The sequence below is a fragment of the uncultured Modestobacter sp. genome (assembly GCF_947486615.1).
In the GTDB taxonomy this organism is placed as follows: domain Bacteria; phylum Actinomycetota; class Actinomycetes; order Mycobacteriales; family Geodermatophilaceae; genus Modestobacter.
Window position 1 is genome coordinate 353,235 of the sequence record NZ_CANKUD010000002.1, and the last position, 21,610, is coordinate 374,844.

Here is a 21,610-nt window from a genome sequence, read left to right on the forward strand (position 1 = left end):
GGCTACAGCAACCGGTTGGTGGCCGCCCAGCGGGTGAGCTCGTTGCGGTTGGACAGCTGGAGCTTGCGCAGCACGTTGCTGGCGTGGGACTCCACGGTCTTGACCGAGATGAACAGCCGCTGGCCGATCTCCCGGTAGGTGTAGCCGCGGGCCAGCAGCTGCATCACCTCCCGTTCCCGGGCCGAGAGCAGGTCCAGCCCCGGGTCGGTCGCCGGGTCCTCCGCCGCGGGGACGGGCGCGGCCGGCCCGGCGGCGGCGAAGGCGTCCAGCACGAACCCGGCCAGCCGCGGGCTGAAGACGACGTCGTCCTCGGCGACCCGGCGGACGGCGTTCCGCAGCTCGGCGCCGGAGATGGTCTTGGTGACGTAGCCGCGGGCGCCGGCCCGGATGACGGCAATGACGTCCTCGGCGGCGTCGGAGACCGACAGCGCCAGCCACCGGGTCGCCGGCAGCTCGGCGCGCAGCGTCTCCAGGACGGCGTGCCCTCCGCCGCCGGGCAGGTGGACGTCCAGCAGCACCACGTCAGGAGTGCTCGCCCGGATGCCGGCGACCGCGCTGGCGACGTCGGCGGCCTCCCCGACGACCTCGACCTCGGCCCCGAGCTCGGCGCGCACGCCGGCGCGCACCATCGCGTGGTCGTCGACGAGGAAGACCCGGGTGCCGCTCACGCCGTGGCCTCCATCTGCTCGCGCGGGAGGCACAGCTCCACCTCGGTCCCCTCTCCTGGTGCCGAACGCACCGTCGCCGTGCCCTGCAGCCGGGTGAGCCGGCCGACCACCGAGTCCCGCAGCCCGCGCCGGTCCCCCGGCACGGTCGCCGGGTCGAACCCGGTGCCGCGGTCGCGCACGAACACCGTCACCGACGTCGGGGTGACCTCGCTGTACAGCGAGACGTTCGCCGCGCCGGAGTGCTTCGCGGCGTTGACCACCGCCTCCTTGGTCGCCTGGCCCAGGGTCGCCACCGCATCGTCCACCGGCACGTCGCCGACGACGACGGGGTCGACGGTCACGGCGTGGTCGGCCTCGACCTCGGCGACCAGGCGGGCGACCAGCCCGGCCCAGGTGCCGCCGGTGGCCACCGTCGGCTCGTAGAGCCAGGCCCGTAGCTCGCGCTCCTGGCTGCGCGCCAGCCGGCCGACCACGGTGGGGTCCTCGGCGTGCCGCTGGATGAGCGCGAGGGTCTGCAGCACCGAGTCGTGCAGGTGCGCGGCCACCGCGGCCCGCTCCTCCGACCGGATGCGGGCCGCCCGCTCCGCCGCACGCTGGTCGAGCAGCCGGCGCCACAGCGGTGCGGTCGCCAGCACGAGGCCGACGAGGATGACGACGGTGGCGGTGAACCCGTTGCGCGCGTTGGCCAGCTGCCCGGTGGTGGCCAGCAGCAGCACCACCCCGAGCACGCCGACCACGACCCCGGCGGCCAGCCCCCATCGACCGGTGCGGCGGGACAGCGCGGCGTCGGTCTCGGTCTGCCGCCAGATCAGCGCCAGCCCGATGCCGGCCAGCACCAGGGGCAGGACGACGTCGTAGCCACCGAAGGTGAGCAGCTGGGAGACCAGCCCGAACACGGCGAAGGACAGCAGCGACAGCAGGATCAGCTGGCGGCGGCTGGGGCGCTCCCCGATGACGGCGGTGGAGGTCCGGTCGCCGTCCGGGTCGGCGACCGGCATGGTCAGCCACAGCAGCGCGTAGGCGACGACGCCCACCCCGGTGAAGGCGAGGCCGATCACCACGACCCGGACCACGAGCGGGTCCAGGCGCAGGTGCGCGGCCGTCCCGGCGGCGACCCCGGCCAGCAACCGGTCGTCGGCCGGCCGCGCCAGCGGAGGCCGCGCGCTCCTGCCGGTGGCGGGCCCGGCGGCCCGCGCGGTGCTGGTGGTCACGGATCGATCGTGTCACCGTCCGGCGCGCAGGCACACCGGTGATCACCCGGGACAGGGAGGACGGTGGAGATCAGGGTCGGGCCAGGGGGTTCCCTGATACCGCCGGCGCCGCCGGGTCGGCAGGCTCGTGGCATGACCTCAGCACTGCCTCCGTCGGCCCCACCGACCACGGCCGAGCAGCCCCCGGGCTCCTGGCCGCCACCGCCGCCCACCCCGGGGCCGGCATCCCGCCCACAGCTGCGGCGCAGCCGATCCGACAAGGTGATCGGCGGCGTGGCCGGCGGCCTCGCCGAGTACACCGGCATCGACGCCCTGCTCTGGCGGGTCGGGGCGATCGCCCTCACCCTCGCCGGCGGCAGCGGCATCATCATCTACCTGCTGCTGTGGCTGCTCATGCCGTCCGCCCCCGCCGCGCAGCCGGGAAACCCAGCCACCCGGAGGCCGTCCGGCCCGCGGTCGCCGGTGCCCGGGATCACGGTCGCCGCCCTGCTGATCGTGCTCGGGCTCGGCGTCCTGGTCACCCAGTTCACCGACCTGGACCTGGGCCCCCGCGGTTTCCTGGGCAGCGCGCTGCTGGTCGTCGGCGTCGGGCTGGTGGTCGGTGCGCTCACCGGTGTCGGCCGCGGCGCCAAGGGCGGGCTGATCACCCTCGGCCTGCTGCTGTCCGCGGCGCTGCTGATGGTCTCCACGGTGCAGCTGCCCAACGGGGAGGTGGGCGACCGGACGTACCGGCCGACCACGGCCGCCGGCGTGCAGTCGGTCTACGAGCACGGTGCCGGTGACTTCACCCTCGACCTCACCGGAGTGGACCTGGCCGACTCCACCCGGACGATCACCACCGAGATCGACGCGGGCCTGGGCGACATCGACGTGCTGGTGCCCTACGCCGCCGACGTCCGGGTGAGCGTGGACAACGGCATCGGGGAGGTCCGGCTGTTCGGCGACGTCGTCGCCGAGGGCTTCTTCCCCGGCAGCGGCTCCGCCGCCTGGAGCGGCGACGACGACCCGGAGATCGTGCTCACGATCTCCTCCGGACTGGGCGACGTGGAGGTGTCCCGTGGCTGAGCACGATCCCTACGGCCGGCAGCAGACCGAGGTGTTCCCCGACGGGCTGCCCGCCGGTGACGACCCGGCGGCGCGCCGCGACGTCGACTCGCTGTCACTCGTCGCCGGCATCCTGTTCATCGGGCTGGCCGTCCTGCTGATGACCGGGGTGACCCTGCCGCTGGACTGGTTCAGCCACGGGTTCTCGTGGGTTCTGCTGATCGGTGCCGGTCTGGCGCTGCTGGTCAACGAGCTCCGCAAGGCCCGCCGCCGGCACTGAGCCACCGCCGAGGACCGGTGGCGGGCGGGGTCACCCGGCACCGAGCCGAGGCACTGACGAGGGCCCGGGGAGCGACCGCTCCCCGGGCCCTCGTCATCGGCTGATCACCGCCAGGCCGACGGTCGCGGCGTAGATGACCGGGATGAGCAGCCCCTCGAAGCCGATCCCCTTGCGGTCGCGCATCACCAGCCCGGCGGTGAGCACCGCGATCAGCAGCATGGTGCCGCCGAGCAGCACGAGGCTGGTCGAGCCGGCGGCCCGGTACAGGGAGCCGTCCAGGTAGCCCAGGTCGGCGACGGCGATCATCAGCATGTCGAAGACGTTGCCCCCGACGATGTTGCCGACCCCGAGGGTGAGCTGCCCCATCCGCACCGCGGTGACCAGCACGACCAGCTCGGGCAGCGAGCTCACCGCCGTGGTGAGCGTGAACCCGATGACGCCGCCCTCCATGCCGGTGCCGGCGGCGACACCGAGACCGGCCTGCCCCACGACCCAGCCGGCGACCCCGACGACCAGTCCCAGCACCGCCAGGGTGGCCCACAGCCGGCGGGTGGACCGGTCGGAGCCGTTCTCCTCGTCCGGGTGGTCGCCCTCCGTCGCCGAGGTGTGGGTGGGCACCCACATCGGGTGGTCGTGCATCCGGCGCAGCAACCGCAGACCGTAGGCGTAGAGCAGCGGGATGAGCAGGGTGACCGGGTGGATCCAGCCCAGCGTCAGCTGCGGCGTCGCGTAGGCGATCACCGGCAGCGACAGCATGGCCATGAGGATCACCGACTGCATGACGTTCTCCAGCGACGCCGCCGCGTGCTCGAGGTTGGCCCGGCGGTACACCAGGTCGGCGACGGCCAGCCAGACCGTCTGCAGCGCGATGCCCCCGACCGGGTTCGCCAGCGCGAAGCCGGCGTCGCCCTCGAGGGCGCCGGTGAGGACGGTGACGTTGCCGGGCAGCGAGGTGACTGCACCCAGCAGCAGTGCGCCGCCGATGGCGTCACCGAGCCCGGTCCGGTCGGCGAGCTCGTCGGCCGCCCTGGTCAGCCGGATGCCGACGAACACGATGACCACGGCCATCGCGACCAGGGCGATCGCGCTCGGGACGAGTGGCCACGTTCCGCTGGTCACTCGCGGACCTCCTGGGGACGACGGTCAGGACCGCCGACCAACCAACCACAGCCGGCGGTCACCCGCCCGTCGTGCTGGAACGGCCCCGTCGCAGGGGCCCGCGCCGAGCGTGCGAGGTGCGGGGGGCGATGGGGTCCTTCAACTCACTCCCACTCGATGGTGCCCGGCGGCTTGCTCGTCACGTCGAGCACGACCCGGTTCACCTCGGCCACCTCGTTGGTGATCCGGGTGGAGATCCGGGCCAGCACGTCGTAGGGCAGCCGGGTCCAGTCGGCGGTCATCGCGTCCTCGCTGGACACCGGCCGCAGCACCACGGGATGACCGTAGGTGCGCCCGTCGCCCTGCACGCCCACCGAGCGGACGTCGGCGAGCAGCACCACGGGGCACTGCCAGATCTCGGTGTCCAGCTTCGCCGCGGTCAGCTCCTCGCGGGCGATCGCGTCGGCCTGGCGCAGCACGTCCAGCCGCTCCCGGGTGACCTCACCGATGATCCGGATGCCCAGGCCCGGGCCGGGGAACGGCTGGCGCTGCACCAGGGTGTCGGGCAGGCCGAGCTGCCGGCCGACCTCGCGCACCTCGTCCTTGAACAGCGTGCGCAGCGGCTCGACCAGGGTGAAGGTGAGGTCCTCGGGCAGGCCGCCGACGTTGTGGTGGCTCTTGATGTTCGCCGTCCCGGTGCCGCCACCGGACTCCACGACGTCGGGGTAGAGCGTGCCCTGCACCAGGAAGTCGACGGTCTCCCCGTGCTCCTTCGCGTCGGCGATCACGTCGAGGGCGGCCTGCTCGAAGACGCGGATGAACTCCCGTCCGATGATCTTCCGCTTCGTCTCCGGGTCGCTGACCCCGGCCAGCGCGCCCAGGAACTGCTCGCTGGCGTCGACCACCCGCAGGTCGGCGCCGGTGACCGCGACGAAGTCCCGCTCGATCTGCTCGGTCTCGCCCTCGCGCATCAGCCCGTGGTCGACGTAGACGCAGGTGAGCTTGTCACCGATGGCCCGCTGGACCAGCGCCGCCGCCACCGCGGAGTCGACCCCGCCGGACAGCCCGCAGATCGCCCGCCGGTCCCCGATCTGCTCCCGGATCGAGGCGACCTGCTCGTCGACGACGTTGGCCATCGTCCAGCTGGGCTCGAGGCCGGCGATGTCGAACAGGAAGTGCTCGAGCACCGTCTGCCCGTGCGGGGTGTTCTTCACCTCGGGGTGGAACTGCACCCCGGCCAGCCGCCGGTCGACGTCCTCGAACGCCGCGACCGGGGCGCCGGTCGAGGTGGCGGTGACGGTGAACCCGGGCGGGGCCGCGCTGACCGCGTCCCCGTGGCTCATCCACACCGACTGCTCGTTCGGCGTGGTGCCGAACAGCCGACCGGGGGTGGTGACGGTCAGCGGGGTGCCGCCGTACTCCCGGTCGCCGGTGCGGGCGACGGTGCCGCCGAGGCTGGCCGCCATCGCCTGGAAGCCGTAGCAGATGCCGAAGGCCGGCACCCCGGCCTCGAACACCGCCGGGTCGACCTGCGGCGCCCCCTCGGCGTACACGCTGGAGGGTCCGCCGGACAGCACGATCGCCGCCGGCTTGCGGGCCAGCAGCTCCTCGACCGGGACGTCGGAGCCGACGAGCTCGGAGTAGACGCCGGCCTCCCGGATCCGTCGGGCGATCAGCTGTGCGTACTGGGCGCCGAAGTCGACGACCAGCACGGTCGGGAAGTCCATGTTCGACAGACCGCTGCTCATCGAGGTGCTCAGCCCACCAGGTGGCCGGGGCCGGCCGTGCTCGCGCCGCCGCCACCGCCGAGGACCAGGTCGACCCGCTGGAACTCCTTGAGGTCCCGGTAGCCGGTCTTGGCCATCGTGCGGCGCAGCGCACCGAAGAGGTTGGTCCGACCGTCCGAGGCCTCGGCCGGGCCGAACAGCACCTGGTCCAGCGTGCCGCGGGGGGCGGCCGGGGCCGACGTCCCACCGCGGGGCAGCCGCGGGTGCGCGGCCACGGAGTCCCACCAGACACCGCCGCCCGGGGCCTCCTCGGCCACCCGCAGCGGCTCACCCAGCTGGACGGCGTCCGCGCCGCAGGCCAGGGCCCGGGCGATGGCGCCGCTGGTCTCGATCCGGCCGTTGGCGATGACGTGCACGTAGCGACCACCGGTCTCGTCCAGGTAGTCACGGCGGGCCGCGGCGGCGTCGGCGATGGCGCTGGCCAGCGGCACCCGGATGCCCATCACGGCGTCCGCGGTCGACCAGCTGTCGGCACCGACGCCGACGATGACGCCGGCCGCGCCGGTGCGCATCAGGTGCAGCGCGGTCTGGTAGTCCGCCGCCCCACCGACGATCACCGGGACGTCGAGGTCGGCGATGAACTCCTTGAGGTTCAGCGCCTCCCCGGCGGTGGTGACGTGCTCGGCGGAGACGATCGTCCCCTGGATGACCAGCAGGTCCGCACCCGCCGACAGCACCGTGGGGGCGAGCCCGACGGTGTGCTGCGGGGAGACCCGGACCGCCGAGGTGACCCCGGCGTCGCGCATCTCCTTGACCCGGGCGCTGATCAGGTCGGGCTTCACCGGCTCGGCGTAGACCTCCTGCAGCAGCGCGGTCGGCGGCCCGGCGTCGGGGCCGGCGGCCTCACGCAGCCGGCGCAGCACGTCGGTCGGGTCGTCGTACCGGGTCCACAGGCCCTCGGCGTTCAGCACGCCCAGGCCGCCGGCCTGGCCGACCGCGACCGCGGTGGCCGGGCTGACCACCGCGTCGCTGGGGCTGGTCACCAGCGGGATGTCGAACCGGAAGGCGTCGATCTGCCAGGCGGTGGAGACGTCGTCGTGGTCGCGGGTGCGCCGCGAGGGGACGATCGACACCTCGTCCAGGTCGTAGCCCCGGCGGGCGAAGCGGTTCAGGCCGATCTCGACGTTGTCGCGTACGGGCATGGGTCAGCGGCCTCGGTAGTTCGGTGCTTCGACGGTCATCTGGATGTCGTGCGGGTGGCTCTCGGTCAGCCCGGCGGAGGTGATCCGGGTCAGCTGGCCACGGTCCTGCAGGTCGGCGACGGTGGCGGCACCGGCGTAGCCCATCCCGGCGCGCAGGCCACCGACCAGCTGGTGGGCGACCCCGGACAGCGGGCCCCGGTAGGGCACCTGCCCCTCGATGCCCTCGGGCACGAGCTTGTCGTCGGAGAGGACGTCGTCGGCGAAGTAGCGGTCGCGGCTGAAGGACTGGTTGCCGCGCTTCTGCATCGCGCCGAGGGAGCCCATGCCGCGGTAGGTCTTGTACTGCTTGCCGTTCATGAAGACCAGCTCGCCCGGCGCCTCCTCGACGCCGGCGAACAGGCCGCCGATCATCACCGTGTCGGCGCCGGCCACCAGGGCCTTGGCGATGTCCCCGGAGTACTGCAGACCACCGTCGGCGATCACCGGGACGCCGGCCGGTCGGGCGGCGAGGCTGGCCTCGTAGATGGCGGTGACCTGGGGGACGCCGACCCCGGCCACCACGCGGGTGGTGCAGATCGAGCCCGGGCCCACGCCGACCTTCACCGCGTCCACCCCGGCGTCGATGAGCGCCTGGGCGCCGGCCCGGGTGGCGATGTTGCCGCCGACGACCTGCACCCCGTGGCCCACGTTCGCGAAGTCCTTCTTCACCCGGGCGACCATCTCCAGCACCGCGCGCTGGTGGCCGTGGGCGGTGTCGACGACGAGCACGTCGACCCCGGCGTCCACGAGCAGCCCGGCGCGCTTGTAGGCGTCCTCGCCGACGCCGAGCGCGGCACCGACCGAGAGCCGGCCGTCGACGTCCTTGGTGGCGTGGGGGTACTGGTCGCGCTTGACGAAGTCCTTGACGGTGATCAGCCCGCGGAGCCGGCCGGCGTCGTCCACCAGCGGCAGCTTCTCGATCTTGTGCTGCTTGAGCAGCGCCAGCGCCCGCTCCGGGTCCACGCCCACCGGCGCGGTGACCAGCGGCAGCGGTGTCATCACGTCGCGGACCAGACGGTTCTGGTCGGTCTCGAAGCGCATGTCCCGGTTGGTGACCATGCCCACGAGCACGCCGCCGGCGTCGACCACGGGGGCACCGGAGATCCGGTACCGGCCCGACAGCGCGTCGACCTCGGCCAGGGTGTTGTCCGGGGAGCAGGTGACCGGGTTGGTGACCATGCCGGCCTCCGACCGCTTGACCAGGTCGACCTGGCCGGCCTGGTCCTCGGCGGCGAGGTTGCGGTGCAGGACGCCGATGCCGCCGGCGCGTGCCATGGCGATCGCCATCCGCGACTCGGTGACGGTGTCCATCGCGGAGGAGACCAGCGGGATGGCCAGCCGGATGCCGCGGGTGAGCCGGGTGCTGGTGTCCACGTCGGTCGGCACGATGTCCGAGGGGCCGGGGACCAGCAGGACGTCGTCGTAGGTCAGCCCCAGCGGGGCGAACTTGGCCGGCAGTTCAGGTGTGCGCTCGTCGGGCTGCATGTGCCGCCACCCTCTCGACTTCTTCGGTGGGAGCGCCTCCAAGGCGCACGGGAACCCACTTCATGTTAGGCGGCCCCCATGCGGGCCCTCCGCCCCGTTACGGTTGTCCGGCGGCCGGGGCAGCCCGGCCACCTGCTGGCTGACCAGCAACGCCACAGCCAGCACGCCGCAGCAGGCCGGTGCACACCGGCGAGGAGGACACGTGGACGCGTGGGACGAGTTCGGCGCGCAGCCGGACCGCGACCCGGACTTCGGGGGCGATCTCGGCTCGGGCGACCACTCCGGACAGCCGCCGCTGACCATGGAGGAACGGGCCGGGGTGCTCGACGACCTGGCCGAGCTGGAGGTGTTCCGCACCCTGCTGGAGCCCACCGGCGTCAAGGGCATCGTCGTGGACTGCCCGGACTGCCAGGAGGAGCACCACGTCGACTGGGCGCTGATGCAGGCCAACCTGCGCCAGCTGCTCGACGAGGGGCAGACCGGCCGGCACGAGCCGCCGTTCGACCCCGACCCCGACGACTACGTCAGCTGGGACTACGCCAGCGGCTACGCCGACGGGGTGGCCGCGCTGGCCGAGCGCGAGGAGCCCACCGGCCGCCACGGCGCCGGCCGGCACGCCCGCGAGGAGTAGGGACGCCTCGCCCCCGCACCTCGCAGGCTCAGCCCGGGTCCTGTGAGGGGCCGGGACGACGGCAGCGCGGCGACCGGTTGCGGTCACCGCGCTGCTGGTCGCTCTGCGGCCCCGTCGCAGGGGCCCGCCCCGAGCTCGCGAAGGGTGGGGGGCGACGGGGTCCTTTCTCAGTGCATCATGCCGCGGCGGAAGCCGGTGGCGACCGCCTCGGCGCGGTCCTTGGCGCCGAGCTTGCGGAACAGCCGCCGGGCGTGGGTCTTGATGGTGTCCTCGGACAGGTAGAGCTCGCGGCCGATCTGGGCGTTGCTCTTGCCCTGGCTCATCCCGGTGAGCACCTGCATCTCCCGCGCGGACAGCGCGACGTGCGGCGTCTCGGGCACCGTCGAGCGGACCGTGGTGGGGGCCAGCCCGGCGAGCGGGCTGGCGCCGCCCCACGGCGAGCCCGCGGGGGCACCGGCGAGGGCGACGGCGTGCTGCGGACTGCGCGGCGCGGGGGCCAGCTGCGGCGCCGGGCGGCTCCCGTCCGGGCGCATCCCGGTGCGGGAGAGCCCCAGGCCGAGCTCGATCGGGCTGGCGTCCCAGCGCAGGTAACCGCGGGCGCCGAAGGCCACCGCGGCCCGGACCGTCTCGGCGTCGTCCGGGGCACCGAGCATCAGCACCGGGAGCGAGGGGTGCGACCGGAGGACCTGGGTGGCCACCGACAGCCCGCTGTCGGTGGCCCGCTGGGTGCCCACGAGCAGGACGTCGGGGAGCCGGTTCTCCAGCCGGGCCATCAGCGACGCGGGGTCCCCGACCGCCTCGACCCGACCGACGAAGGGCAGGGCGAGCAGTCGCCCGGCGACGTCGTCGCGGACCCGGCGCCGCTCGTCGAACACCCAGACCACGGCCCCACTGGTGCCGTTGCCGCGCATCCTGTCCTCGATCACCGCTGCTCCCGTCTGCGCCGGCGGGGCCGGCGACCTGCCGCCCGGGCACGGCCCGGGCGGGTGCCGGAGCGAGGTGAGCCCCCGCTCCTGGGGTGCCGCACCCCCGGTGTCCCCGGATGGGTGGCGGGTGTCCCCCACCCCGGTGGTCGGCACTCCCTGTCACCACCTTGATCCGCACGGTGGTGCGGCGACAGGCACCGTCACTCCCGCGGGTGAGTGACGCAGGACGCCCGCTGTGCCGCGTCGGCGGGCCAGGACCCGGCGAAGCACACCTCGGCCGATCTCGCAGAACGAGCGCGAGCGCGAGTGTTTGCGGCTGCTCGGCAGCGGGCATCGGCCCGGAAGTGACCGGGCAGACCCCCCGGTGCACCCGAGCCGAGGAGGTCCAATGGCTGACATCCGCCGACTGCCCACCCCTGTCGCCGAGGTCTGGGACTGGCAGTTGCACGGTTCCTGCCGGGGCGAGAGCACGTCGCTCTTCTTCCACCCTGACGGCGAGCGCGGCCCGGCCCGGGCGCGGCGCCAGGCCGCCGCCAAGGCCGTCTGCGGCACCTGCCCGGTCGTCCAGTCCTGCCTGGAGCACGCACTGTCGGTGCGTGAGCCCTACGGGGTCTGGGGCGGCATGAGCGAGGAGGAGCGGGCACGGCTCATCGCCGCCGAGCCCGCGGCCATCGCAGCCGGGGTCTGATCGTCCGGCCGGGAGGACCTCACCCGCCGACCAGCACGTGCGAGAGGGCCGGCCCGACGTCGTCGGGCCGGCCCTCTCGCACGTGTTCACCCCAGGTCGCTGACCACCCGGTCCCGGCCGCGGGTCTTCGCGCCGTACAGGTGCTCGTCGGCCCGGCCGAGCAGCGCCGCCGGCGTCGACGGCCCCAGCGTGCCGGCCACCCCGATGCTGGTCGTCACCTCCAGGCCGTCGGCCAGCTCCGTCCACGGGTGGCCCGACACTGCCCGGCGCAGGTCCTCCAGCCGCCGGACGGCGGCGGCCAGGTCCCCGCCGACGAGGACCAGCAGGAACTCCTCCCCGCCCATCCGAGCGGCGAACGTGCCCGGGTGGGCGACCCCGGCGGCCGACGCCGTCGCCTCCAGCAGCGCCGCGACCGCACGCAGCACCTGGTCGCCCACGTCGTGGGACCAGCGGTCGTTGACCTGCTTGAAGTGGTCCAGGTCCAGCAGGGCCACCGCGACGCCGACTCCCTCCGCGGCCGCACGGTCCAGCAGCCGGGGGAACTCGTCGTCCACGTGGCGCCGGTTGTAGAGGCCGGTGAGCGGGTCCCGCAGCGAGAGCTCCCGGTACCGCCGGCTCTGCCGTCGCGCCTCCGTCGTCTCGTGCATCGCCTGCAGGGCCCGCGCCCGGGCGTCCCGCTGGGCCGACTGCAGGTCCAGGGCCTCCTGGCAGTACGTCTTGTGCTCGGCGAAGGCCGCCCGGTAGTCCCCCGCAGCGGCATGCAGCTCGGCCTGCTCCCGCCGGGCGCGCACCCGGATCGAGGTCAGCCCGTGCCGGTCGCACCGCCGCACGCACTCGTCGAGGGTCTGCTGGGCCGCCGCCACGCTGCCGCGCCGGCGCTGGACCTCGGCCAGTGTGAGCAGGAAGTCGGCACCGGCGTCGCCGTCCGGCGAGGCGTCCAGCGCCTCCCGGGCCGTCCCCGGTGCCAGCGCGGCCTCTGCCTCGGCCAGCCGGCCCAGCCCGATGAGGGCGCGGGCGATGGTGTCCAGCCGGCCGACGTGCAGCGGGACCGCGTGGGCTGCGGCGAGGGTCTGCAGGCGGGTGCTGAGCTCCAACGCGGCGTCGTACCGGCCGGTGACCGTCTCGACGTAGGCGTGGTTGTTCAGCACCAGCAGCTGGCGGTCGACGTCGCCCAGCTCCTGGGCCAGCAGCAGCACCTCGGTGTACCGCTCCCGCGCCCCCTGGTCACCCTGCAGGCCGAGGCAGTCGGCCAGCCGGGCCAGGTGGTCGATGCGCTGCGCCGGGGGCCCGTCGGCGTCCAGCAGGTCGACGGCCAGGACCGCGTGCTCCAGCGCGAGCGACAGGTCGCCGAGCTCCTGCAGGACGGCGGCCAGCAGGAAGTGGCTGCGGGACAGCAGGTGGCGGGCACCGTGCTCGGTGGCCCAGCGCTGCACCTCCTGGGCGGTCCGGCCGGCGCCGGCGACATCGCCACGACGGCGCGCCAGGTCGGCCTGGACCAGCCGGGCGCGCAGCTCCAGCGTCGCGTCGCCGAGCCCACGGGCGGCCTCGGCCGCCTGCTCGGCCTGCGTGGCGGTGTCCGGGCGGTCGAACCGGGACAGCGTCTCGAGCTGGTCGAGCACGGCGGCGAGCTCCGCGCGGCCGCCCGGCTCCGGAGACACCTCCGGCCGGGCAGCTCTCTCCACCTCCACGTCGCGCACACCCCCGCATCGACAACGCGCAGATGATCTTGAGCCGGCGCCGAGCGACCTGCCCCGTACGGGTGGCCCCACGAACGGGTCCGCCCCCGTCACCGGGAGGTGACGGGGGCGGACCCGCGACTGCTCAGCGCCTCGCTGCCCGAGGGCGGCGAGGCCCTCCGTCAGTGGCTGTGACCGTGGCCGTGCGAGTGGCCGTGGGTGTGGTGCGCGCCGTCGGCGTACTCCTCCTCGGCCGGCTTGTCCACGATCGCCGAGTCGGTGGTGAGGATCATCGTGGCGATCGACGCGGCGTGGGTCAGGGCCGCCTTGGTGACCTTGACCGGGTCGATGACGCCCTGGGCGGCCAGGTCGCCGAACTCGCCGGTGGCGGCGTTGAAGCCCTGCCCGACGCCGAGCTCCCGGACCCGGCCGACGACGACCGGGCCCTCGAAGCCGGCGTTGGAGGCGATCAGCGCCAGCGGGGAGTCGATCGCCTTGCGCACCGACCGGGCGCCGATGAGCTCGTCACCGGACAGGTCCAGCTCGTCGATCGCGGTGGCCGCGTGCACCAGCGCCGAGCCACCGCCGGGGACGACACCCTCCTCCACGGCGGCACGGGTGGCGTTGATGGCGTCCTCGATGCGGAACTTGCGCTCCTTCATCTCCACCTCGGTCGCCGCGCCGACCCGGATGACGGCGATGCCGCCGGCCAGCTTGGCCAGCCGCTCCTGCAGCTTCTCCCGGTCCCAGTCGGAGTCGCTCGCCTCGATCTCGTTGCGGATCTGGGCGACCCGCTCCTCGATGCCGCCCGTGGTGCCGCCGCCGTCGACGACGGTGGTGTCGTCCTTGGTGACGGTGACCCGCCGGGCGGTGCCGAGCACCTCGAGGCCGACGTTGTCCAGGGTCAGGCCGACGTCCTCGCTGACCACCTGACCGCCGGTGACGACGGCGAGGTCGGCCATGAACGCCTTGCGGCGGTCACCGAAGTACGGCGACTTCACCGCGACGACCTTGACCGTCTTGCGGATGGAGTTGACGACCAGGGTCGACAGCGCCTCACCCTCGACGTCCTCGGCCACGATCAGCAGCGGGCGGCTGCCGGTGGACAGCACCTTCTCCAGCAGCGGCAGCAGGTCGGCCAGGGCGCTGATCTTGCCCTGCACGAGCAGCACGAGGGCGTCCTCGAGGACGGCCTCCATCGACTCCTGGTCGGTGACGAAGTACGGCGACAGGTAGCCCTTGTCGAACTGCACGCCCTCGGTGACGTCCAGCTCGGTGGACATGCCGTTGGCCTCTTCGACGGTGATGACGCCGTCCTTGCCGACCCGCTCCATCGCCTCGCCGATCAGCTCGCCGACCTCGGCGTCCTGGGCGGAGATGGTGGCGACCCCGGCGATGGCCTTCCGGTCGTCGACCGGGATGGCCACGGCATCCAGCGCGGTGGCGACCGCGTCGACCGCCGCGCGCATGCCGGCGCCCAGCGCCATCGGGTTGGCCCCGGCGGCGACGTTGCGCAGGCCCTCGTGCACCAGCGCCTGGGCCAGCACGGTGGCGGTGGTGGTGCCGTCACCGGCGACGTCGTTGGTCTTGGTGGCGACGTTCTTCGCCAGCTGGGCGCCGAGGTTCTCGTACGGGTCCTCGAGCTCGATCTCCCGGGCGATGGTCACGCCGTCGTTGGTGATCGTCGGGGAGCCGAAGTTCTTGTTGATGACCACGTTGCGGCCGCGGGGGCCGAGGGTGACCTTGACGGCGTCGGCGAGCTTGTCGACGCCACGCTCGAGGGCGCGGCGGGCGTCCTCGTCGAACAGGATGATCTTGGCCATGCCAGACCTCTCTCAGGTGGTGCGGAGGAAGAACGGGGGCAGACGACGACCGCCCCGGGACCCGGTGGTTCGGGTCGCCGGGGCGGTGTCGTGCTGGTCTAGCGGAGAGCTGAGGTCACTTCTCCACGACGGCGAGCAGGTCGCGCGCGGAGAGGACGAGGTAGTCCTCGCCGCCGTAGCGCACCTCGGTGCCGCCGTACTTCGAGTAGATGACCACGTCGCCGACGTTCACGTCGAGCGGGACCCGGTTGCCGTTGTCGTCGACGCGGCCGGGGCCGACAGCGATGACGGTGCCCTCCTGGGGCTTCTCCTTGGCGGTGTCCGGGATGACCAGACCGGAGGCCGTGGTGGTCTCGGCCTCGTTGGCCTGGACCACGACACGGTCCTCGAGCGGCTTGATGTTGACCTTGGTAGCGGTCGTCACGTCGTGACGCCCCCTTCGGTGTCGGACGGGTGTTCGGAGGTGGTGCAGATGCTGTGGCACGGGGGCTGTACCTGCCGTCGCGGGGGTCAGGCCCAGCCCGTGTCGATTGGCACTCTACCCATGTGAGTGCCAGCCGCTCAACCGGGTCGCCTGCCCGGGTGACGGGCCGATGGGCGAGGCTGTCGCGGTGTCCACCACCGACCCCTCGGACCAGGCCGCCGAGACGGTCGCGCAGCTCCGGGACATGGCGACCCCCGCCGGTGCGGACGCACTGGACCGTGCCGGCGCCCTGCTGGCCGGGCGCACCGACGCGGTCACCGCGCTGTCCCGACTCCGCGCCGAGGTGGGCGTGCAACTGGCCGGCCCGGCCTGGGGCTTCGCCCGCCAGCGGGACCGGGCGCGGGCGGTCTTCGGGGCCGACGCCGACCGGCTGCTGTTCACCGCCGACGCCCTGGAGCAGGCCGGCCGGCCGCGCCTGGCCGACCGCCGGGCCGCCCGGCTGCTGGCCGCCGGTACCGACTCGGTCGTCGACCTGGGGTGCGCCGCCGGCACCGACACCATCGCGCTGGCCCGCGCCGGGGCCCGGGTGGTCGCGGTCGACCTCGACCCGGTGGCCCGCGAGCTGACCGCGCTCAACACCGCGGCACTCGGGCTGGCCGACCGGGTGGAGGTCGTGCCCGGGGACGCCGTCCAGCTGGTGGCCGCGGCCGCCGACGGCCGGGTGGCCGGGTGCGCCGCCGCCGTCCTGGACCCGGCGCGGCGGGCCGGCGGACGACGGCAGCTGGACCCCGACCGGTGGTCCCCGCCCTGGTCGACGGTGCAGGCACTGCTGGACGCCGTCCCGACCTGCGCGGTGAAGGTCGCCCCCGGGCTGGACCACGACCGGGTGCCCGCCGGGGTCGAGGCGGAGTGGGTGTCGGTCGGCGGCTCGATCGTCGAGGCGCTGCTGTGGGGCCGCGGGCCGTCCCGCACGTGGCGCCGGGCGACCGTGGTCGACCGGGCCGGCGCGCTGCACGAGCTCACCGCCGACACCGACCCCGGCACCGCCGACGCCGGCCCGGTGCGCGGCTGGCTGCACGAGCCCGACCCGGCGGTCATCCGCTCCGGCCTGGTCGCCCTGGCCGCCGACGAGCTCGACGCGACCCTGGTCGACCCGACGATCGCCTACCTGACCTCCGATGCCGCCGCCGACTCCCCCTGGGTCTCCTCCTACCGGGTCGCCGAGGTGCTGCCGTTCAACCTCAAGAAGCTGAAGGCGCTGCTGCGCGCCCGCGGGGTGGGCCGGGTGACGGTGAAGAAGCGCGGGTCGGCGATCGAGCCCGAGACGCTGGTCCGCCAGCTGCGCGGCCCGGGCGGGGGCAGCGCGGTCGTCGTCGTCACCCGCGTCGCCGGCGCCCCCACCGCGATCGTCTGCGACCACCCCTGAGCGGCCATGTTCGCCAACATGGCCGGAGGACCTCCCGGCCATGTTCGCCGACATGGCCGGGAAGGGGCCTCAGCGGCTGACGACCTCGATGGGGAGTGAGCTGTCGGCGCCGAGGTCGATCCGGGAGGCGGGAACGCCGGCCTCGACGAGGCGGGAGCCGAGCGCGGCGACCATCGCGCCGTTGTCGGTGCACAGCCGGCGGCTGGGCACCCGGAGCACGGTGCCGGCGGCGTCGCAGCGCTCCTGGGCCAGCGCCCGCAGCCGGGAGTTGGCTGCGACCCCGCCGCCGATCACCAGGTGGTCGACCCCGTGGTCGCGGCAGGCGCGCACCGCCTTGGCGGTGAGCACGTCGACCACCGCCTCCTGGAACGAGGCCGAGACGTCGGCCACCGGCACCGGTTCGCCGGCGCGCTCCCGGGCCTCCACCCAGCGGGCGACCGCGGTCTTCAGGCCGGAGAAGGAGAAGTCGTAGGGCGCGTCCCGCTGCCCGGTGAGCCCGCGCGGGAAGGCGATCGCCCGCGGGTCGCCCTCGGCGGCGGCCCGGTCGATCGGCGGGCCGCCGGGGAAGGGCAGGCCGAGCACCCGGGCGACCTTGTCGAAGGCCTCCCCCGCGGCGTCGTCGATGGTGCGGCCCAGCTCCTGCACGTCCTGGGCGAGGTCGGGCACCAGCAGCAGCGAGCTGTGCCCACCGGAGACCAGCATCGCGATCGAGGGCTCGGCCAGCCGGCCGTGTTCCAGCTCGTCGACGGCCACGTGCGCCGCCAGGTGGTTCACCCCGTAGAGCGGGACGTCGAGGGCGAGCGCGTAGGCCTTGGCCGCGGCCACCCCGACCAGCAGTGCGCCGGTGAGGCCCGGGCCGGCGGTCACCGCGACCGCGTCGACGTCGTCGATGGACACCCCGGCGTCGGCCAGCGCCCGGTGCACGGTGGGCACCATCGCCTCCAGGTGCGCCCGGCTGGCGATCTCGGGCACCACGCCGCCGAACCGCTCGTGCTCGGCCATGGACGTGGCCAGCGCGTCGGACAGCAGCGTCTGCCCGCGCACCAGCCCGATGCCCGTCTCGTCGCACGAGGTCTCGAACCCCAGCACCAGCGGCTGGCTCATGACCGCACCTCCCGTTGCATGACGACCGCGTCGGCCCCGCTCAGCGGGTAGTAGTGCGGCCGGCGGCCGATCTCGGCGAAACCGCGACGCCGGTAGAAGGCCTGGGTGGCCGCGTCATCGGCCCGCACCTCCAGCAGCACCGGCGTCGGCCGCCGGTCGGCCTCGGCCAGCAGGGTGTCCAGCAGCAGGGCGCCGATCCCCTCGTGCTGGTGGGCGCCGGTGACGCCGATGGTCGCGATGTGCGCCTCGTCGGCGTAGGAGATCAGCCCGGCGTACCCGACGACCGCCTCGTCGTCGGCCACCGCGACCAGGTAGTGCCGGGTGTCGGGGCGGGCGAGCTCGTCGCGGTACATCCACTCGGTCCAGGTGTCCGGGGCGAAGAGCTCCTCCTCCAGCTCCATCACCCGGGGCAGGTCGGCGACGGTCATGTCCCGGAGCCGCACGCTCACTGGGACACCGTCTTGCGGGTCACCGAGGGGACGGCGTCCGGGCGGCGGAGGTACAGCGGCTCCAGCGGTGCCGGCGGGCGCCCGAACGAGGGCGCGGCGGCGCGCACCAGCCCCGCCGTGGTCACCTCCGCCTCACCGACCGCACGGCCCAGCCGCTCGGCGAACCGGACGTCCCCGACGACCGGGTCGGTGACCGGGGCATCCTCCGGTCGGTCCACACCGGGGCCGGACAGCCGCGTCCCGGCCGCGTCGTAGGTGGCCCAGTGGACCTCCTTGCGCCGGGCGTCGGTCACCACCGAGCGGGCACCGTCACCGACCGCGTCCAGCGAGCACACCCCGTGCACCGGCAGCCCCCGCGCGTCACCCAGCGCCGCCGCGGTGACCACCCCGACGCGCAGGCCGGTGAACGGTCCGGGCCCCAGGCCCACGACGAGGGCGTCCAGCTCGCGCAGCGCCAGCCCGCTCTCGGCGAGCACCTCGCGCACCGCGGGGGTCAGCAGCTCGGCGTGCCGGTTGCCCGAGGCGACGGCCCGCTCGGCGAGCAGCTCGGCGCCGCCGTCGGCCGACCAGCGTGCGAGACCCACGACGAGGGTCGGGGTGGCGGTGTCGAGCGCGAGGACGAGCACGGGAGCCCAGGGTAGTTGCCCGGGGCAGGCGGCCTCCGCGGCAGCCGACCTCAGGAGACGTCGACCGCGTCCACCTCGGCGAAGAACGTCGCCCGGGTCAGCGTGACGGTGTTCCAGCCCCGGGACAGCCGCACCTCGTGCTCCACCGTCGTCCAGTTGCCCCAGGTGGTGTGGGCGTAGGTGACCACCCCGGCGTCCCGGCCGTTCACGGTGACCGTGTGGGTCGCCTCGACCGGCCAGCCACCGCGCTCGGACCCGTTGGCGAACCGGATGCCCAGCGTGGCCCGGCCGGCCCGCTCGGCGTGCACCTGCACGGTCACCGAGCTGTCGGCGAAGTCGAGCCCGCCCACCGCGGCCCCGCCGGACGCGGCCGGGTCGGCCCGGACGGCCGCGTTGGTGACGACGCCGGCCTCCGCCTCGTACCGGGTCGCGTCCGCGGGGTCCGTGACCGGGGCGACCGGCGGCGTCGTCGGCCGGCCGGGGTGGACGTCGACCGCGTCGAGCTCGGCGAAGGCGGTGTCACGGGTCAGCGTCACCGTGTTCACGCCCCGGGACAGCCGCACCTCGTGCTCGACCAGCTGCCAGTTGCCCCAGGTGGTGTGGGCGAAGGTGACCACCCCGGCGTCCCGGCCGTTCACGGTCACCCGGTCGGTGGCGAGCACCGGCCCCGTCGCGTCGGTGCTGCCGTTGGCGTACCGGATCGCCAGGGTCGCCCGACCCGGCCGGTCCGCGGTCACCTGCAGCGTCACCGAGCTGTCCGGGAAGTCCATCCCACCGACCTTCGCCCCGCCCGAGGCCGTCGGGTCGGGTACGACGCTGGCGTTCGTGGCCACGCCGTCCTCGGCCTGGTACCGGTCGCCGGCGGCCGCCACCGACGGGACACCGTCGGGCGACCACTCCAGCTCGCTGAGGTACACCGCGCGGTAGCTGTAGGTCGGGTCCCAGCCGTGGAAGAGGATCGCCGTCCGGCCCCGACGGTCGGTGACGACGTCCTGCCCGCCGGGGCCGCGCACGTCGCCGCGGAACCGGTCGGTGGTCATCAGCTCGGTGGTCGCCTTGGTGTACGGGCCGGTCAGGCTGGGCGAGGTCGCGTAGGCGGTGCGGTAGCCCCCGCCGCCGAAGTCGTTGGCCGAGTAGAAGAGCGTGTAGGTGTCGCCCCGCTTGACCAGGGTCGGGGCCTCGACGACGTTGCCCTCGAACGGCCGGTCCCGGCGGATCAGCTCCTGCGGCGGCCCGGTGAGCGTGGTGCCGTCGGCCGACAGCGGCTGCAGGTAGATGATCGCCGTGAGCCCCGGGCAGCAGTTGCCGTCGGCCTTCCACAGCAGGTACAGCCGGCCGCCATCGGTGTACGTCGCGGCGTCGATGGCGCCGCCGAGGTCGGTGGTGCCGCGTGCGCCGTCCGGGCAGACCAGCGGCTGGTCGCCGACCGGGGTGAACGGCCCGTCCGGCGAGGCCGCGACGGCGACCCCGATGCACTGGCGCGGGGCCAGCTCGTCACGGGCGGTGTAGTACAGCGCGTAGCCACCCCCGGGGACCGCGGCGACCTCGGGCGCCCAGATGCACCGGTCGGTGGCCCCGCCGGGGGCGAAGCTGCACTCCCCGACCCAGTCGCCGAGCACGGGCAGCACGTCGGCCTGCGCACGCCAGTGCACCAGGTCCCGCGACGTCCGGTGCTGCACGTTCTGACCGTCGGAGTTGGTCGCGTAGGCGTGGTACACTCCGTCGACCAGCAGGACGTCGGGGTCGGGGAAGTTGGCGTCGATGACCGGCTCGATGGTCGGCGCCCCGGGCCGGGCGTGCGGCGCCGCCTGGGCGTTGGCGGCCGGCACGAGCAGCCCGAGCGCGAGCAGCAGCCCGCCGAGCCAGGCGGTGGTCCGCGTCCTCGTCGATGCCACGGTCTCCTCCTCGGGCCGGACCGGGTGACCCCAGGAGCGTGACCCCGGTCACTCTCGACGTCAACCCGCGCTGGTCGCCGCGGGCCGGCTCAGCTCGCGGCGAGCCGCTGCTCCCAGCCCGGGCCGTGCGGCACCAGCCGGGCGGTGCGGACGTCGTCGTCCCGGCGGTCGAGCTCGACCACGAGGTGCTCGTCGGCCAGCTGCTCGACCAGACCGTGCCCCCACTCGACGACGGTGACCGCCTCGTCCGCCGTGGCGTCCAGGTCGAGGTCGTCGACGTCGGCCATGCTGCCCAGCCGGTAGGCGTCGACGTGCACCAGCGGCAGCCGCCCGCCGCGGTGCACCCGCGCCAGCACGAACGTCGGCGAGGTCACGGGGCCGCGGACGCCGAGGCCGGCGCCGATGCCCTGCGTGAGCGCGGTCTTGCCCGCACCCAGCGGGCCGGACAGCACGACCAGGTCGCCGGGGCGGAGCAGGGCGGCCAGCTCCCGGCCGAACGCGTGGGTGTCGGCCACCGTGGGCAGCTCGCGGATCACAGCGAACCCGCGATCGCGGCGAGGTCCGCGGCCAGCGCGGCCCGCGGTGCGCCGTTCGGGCCGAACCGGATCGCCGCCGAGGGGTGGTACGTGACCCACACGGCCCGCCCGTCGACCTCGTGCGGCCGGCCGCGGACCTGGCCGAGCACCGTCTTCGGGCCGAGGAACCACTTCGCCGACGACAGCCCGAGGGCGACCACGGTGCCGGCGTCGAGCAGCTCCAGCTGGCGGCGCAGCCAGCCGCTGCACCGGGCCACCTCGGCGGCCTTCGGCGTCCGGTTGCCCGGTGGCCGGCACTTCACGATGTTGAGCACCGCGACCTCCTCGCGGGCCAGCCCCGCCTCGGCGAGCAGCAGGTCCAGCAGGGCACCGCTCCTGCCGACGAAGGGCCGGCCGGTCTCGTCCTCGGTGGCACCCGGGGCCTCACCCACGACCACCAGCCGCGGCCGGCCACCGTCGGGCCGGTCCCCGATCACCACGTGCTGACGGGTGGTGGCCAGCTCGGGGCAGGCGACGCAGCCGCGGGCGACGTCGGCCAGAGCGACCCAGTCCGCGGCGGCCGCGGCGGTGCGGGCCACCTCCTCGGCGGCCGCGTCCAGGCGGGGCGGTCGGGGTGCGGCCACGGCGCCACCCTACGGCGCGCCGGCGCGGG

The 21,610-nt window shown here is 74.5% G+C and carries 21 protein-coding genes; 5 read left to right on the forward strand and 16 right to left on the reverse strand.

Features of this window, described 5'->3' with window-relative positions:
- Positions 1 to 2: 2 nt before the first annotated feature.
- Complete coding sequence (locus tag Q1A09_RS04935; protein ID WP_299952368.1) at positions 3 to 668, reverse strand: response regulator transcription factor; 666 nt, start codon at positions 666 to 668, stop codon at positions 3 to 5.
- Positions 665 to 1,879, reverse strand: a complete 1,215-nt coding sequence (locus Q1A09_RS04940) for an ATP-binding protein (protein ID WP_299952369.1) — start codon at positions 1,877 to 1,879, stop codon at positions 665 to 667. Before Q1A09_RS04940 ends, Q1A09_RS04935 begins: the two co-directional genes overlap by 4 nt.
- A 132-nt stretch (positions 1,880 to 2,011) precedes the next feature.
- Between Q1A09_RS04940 and Q1A09_RS04945 the strand changes: the two genes are divergently transcribed.
- Together Q1A09_RS04945 and Q1A09_RS04950 are read left to right on the forward strand one after the other, a co-directional pair.
- Positions 2,012 to 2,944: a PspC domain-containing protein gene (locus tag Q1A09_RS04945; protein ID WP_299952370.1), complete on the forward strand. Its 933-nt coding sequence runs from the start codon at positions 2,012 to 2,014 to the stop codon at positions 2,942 to 2,944.
- Complete coding sequence (locus Q1A09_RS04950) at positions 2,937 to 3,203, forward strand: hypothetical protein (protein ID WP_299952371.1); 267 nt, start codon at positions 2,937 to 2,939, stop codon at positions 3,201 to 3,203. The genes Q1A09_RS04945 and Q1A09_RS04950 overlap by 8 nt, the downstream gene beginning before the upstream one ends.
- Before the next feature lie 93 nt (positions 3,204 to 3,296).
- On the opposite strand, the gene Q1A09_RS04955 is transcribed toward Q1A09_RS04950, so the two are convergent.
- The 4 genes from Q1A09_RS04955 to guaB form a co-directional block, all read right to left on the reverse strand.
- Complete coding sequence (locus Q1A09_RS04955) at positions 3,297 to 4,322, reverse strand: sodium:calcium antiporter (protein WP_299952372.1); 1,026 nt, start codon at positions 4,320 to 4,322, stop codon at positions 3,297 to 3,299.
- A gap of 143 nt (positions 4,323 to 4,465) precedes the next feature.
- Positions 4,466 to 6,028: a glutamine-hydrolyzing GMP synthase gene (gene guaA, locus Q1A09_RS04960; RefSeq protein WP_366139757.1), complete on the reverse strand. Its 1,563-nt coding sequence runs from the start codon at positions 6,026 to 6,028 to the stop codon at positions 4,466 to 4,468.
- 29 nt (positions 6,029 to 6,057) lie between these two features.
- Positions 6,058 to 7,230 (reverse strand): GuaB3 family IMP dehydrogenase-related protein, encoded by a 1,173-nt coding sequence (locus tag Q1A09_RS04965; RefSeq protein ID WP_299952374.1) that lies wholly within the window; start codon positions 7,228 to 7,230, stop codon positions 6,058 to 6,060.
- A 3-nt stretch (positions 7,231 to 7,233) separates the two neighbouring features.
- Entirely contained in the window at positions 7,234 to 8,754 is a 1,521-nt protein-coding gene (gene guaB / locus Q1A09_RS04970; RefSeq protein ID WP_299952375.1) for an IMP dehydrogenase, read from the reverse strand.
- 202 nt (positions 8,755 to 8,956) lie between these two features.
- Here guaB and Q1A09_RS04975 point away from each other — a divergent pair, with 202 nt between their 5' ends.
- Positions 8,957 to 9,385, forward strand: coding sequence for a DUF5319 family protein (locus tag Q1A09_RS04975; protein ID WP_299952376.1), 429 nt, complete (start codon positions 8,957 to 8,959; stop codon positions 9,383 to 9,385).
- Positions 9,386 to 9,552: 167 nt separating this feature from the next.
- Here the strand turns inward: Q1A09_RS04975 and Q1A09_RS04980 are convergent, their stop codons facing one another.
- Entirely contained in the window at positions 9,553 to 10,311 is a 759-nt protein-coding gene (locus Q1A09_RS04980; protein ID WP_299952377.1) for a response regulator transcription factor, read from the reverse strand.
- A gap of 388 nt (positions 10,312 to 10,699) precedes the next feature.
- Between Q1A09_RS04980 and Q1A09_RS04985 the strand changes: the two genes are divergently transcribed.
- Positions 10,700 to 10,999, forward strand: coding sequence for a WhiB family transcriptional regulator (locus Q1A09_RS04985; RefSeq protein ID WP_299952378.1), 300 nt, complete (start codon positions 10,700 to 10,702; stop codon positions 10,997 to 10,999).
- A gap of 86 nt (positions 11,000 to 11,085) precedes the next feature.
- Here the strand turns inward: Q1A09_RS04985 and Q1A09_RS04990 are convergent, their stop codons facing one another.
- From Q1A09_RS04990 to groES, 3 genes are all read right to left on the reverse strand, one after another.
- Entirely contained in the window at positions 11,086 to 12,657 is a 1,572-nt protein-coding gene (locus Q1A09_RS04990) for a diguanylate cyclase (protein ID WP_299952379.1), read from the reverse strand.
- Positions 12,658 to 12,857: 200 nt separating this feature from the next.
- Complete coding sequence (gene groL / locus Q1A09_RS04995) at positions 12,858 to 14,498, reverse strand: chaperonin GroEL (protein ID WP_299952380.1); 1,641 nt, start codon at positions 14,496 to 14,498, stop codon at positions 12,858 to 12,860.
- A 115-nt stretch (positions 14,499 to 14,613) separates the two neighbouring features.
- Complete coding sequence (gene groES / locus Q1A09_RS05000; RefSeq protein ID WP_014742799.1) at positions 14,614 to 14,922, reverse strand: co-chaperone GroES; 309 nt, start codon at positions 14,920 to 14,922, stop codon at positions 14,614 to 14,616.
- A gap of 187 nt (positions 14,923 to 15,109) precedes the next feature.
- Between groES and Q1A09_RS05005 the strand changes: the two genes are divergently transcribed.
- Positions 15,110 to 16,348 (forward strand): THUMP-like domain-containing protein, encoded by a 1,239-nt coding sequence (locus tag Q1A09_RS05005; protein WP_299952381.1) that lies wholly within the window; start codon positions 15,110 to 15,112, stop codon positions 16,346 to 16,348.
- 69 nt (positions 16,349 to 16,417) lie between these two features.
- Here the strand turns inward: Q1A09_RS05005 and tsaD are convergent, their stop codons facing one another.
- The 6 genes from tsaD to Q1A09_RS05035 form a co-directional block, all read right to left on the reverse strand.
- Complete coding sequence (gene tsaD / locus Q1A09_RS05010; protein WP_299952382.1) at positions 16,418 to 17,452, reverse strand: tRNA (adenosine(37)-N6)-threonylcarbamoyltransferase complex transferase subunit TsaD; 1,035 nt, start codon at positions 17,450 to 17,452, stop codon at positions 16,418 to 16,420.
- A complete protein-coding gene (gene rimI, locus Q1A09_RS05015; RefSeq protein ID WP_299952383.1) occupies positions 17,449 to 17,901 on the reverse strand; it encodes a ribosomal protein S18-alanine N-acetyltransferase in 453 nt (150 codons plus the stop codon). The genes tsaD and rimI overlap by 4 nt, the downstream gene beginning before the upstream one ends.
- Complete coding sequence (gene tsaB, locus Q1A09_RS05020; protein WP_299952384.1) at positions 17,898 to 18,527, reverse strand: tRNA (adenosine(37)-N6)-threonylcarbamoyltransferase complex dimerization subunit type 1 TsaB; 630 nt, start codon at positions 18,525 to 18,527, stop codon at positions 17,898 to 17,900. The genes rimI and tsaB overlap by 4 nt, the downstream gene beginning before the upstream one ends.
- A 50-nt stretch (positions 18,528 to 18,577) precedes the next feature.
- Complete coding sequence (locus Q1A09_RS05025; RefSeq protein ID WP_299952385.1) at positions 18,578 to 20,422, reverse strand: family 43 glycosylhydrolase; 1,845 nt, start codon at positions 20,420 to 20,422, stop codon at positions 18,578 to 18,580.
- A gap of 89 nt (positions 20,423 to 20,511) precedes the next feature.
- Complete coding sequence (gene tsaE, locus Q1A09_RS05030) at positions 20,512 to 20,937, reverse strand: tRNA (adenosine(37)-N6)-threonylcarbamoyltransferase complex ATPase subunit type 1 TsaE (protein ID WP_299952386.1); 426 nt, start codon at positions 20,935 to 20,937, stop codon at positions 20,512 to 20,514.
- Positions 20,938 to 20,954: 17 nt separating this feature from the next.
- On the reverse strand, positions 20,955 to 21,581 hold the full coding sequence (locus tag Q1A09_RS05035) for a uracil-DNA glycosylase (protein ID WP_299952387.1): 627 nt from the start codon (positions 21,579 to 21,581) through the stop codon (positions 20,955 to 20,957).
- Positions 21,582 to 21,610: the final 29 nt, after the last annotated feature.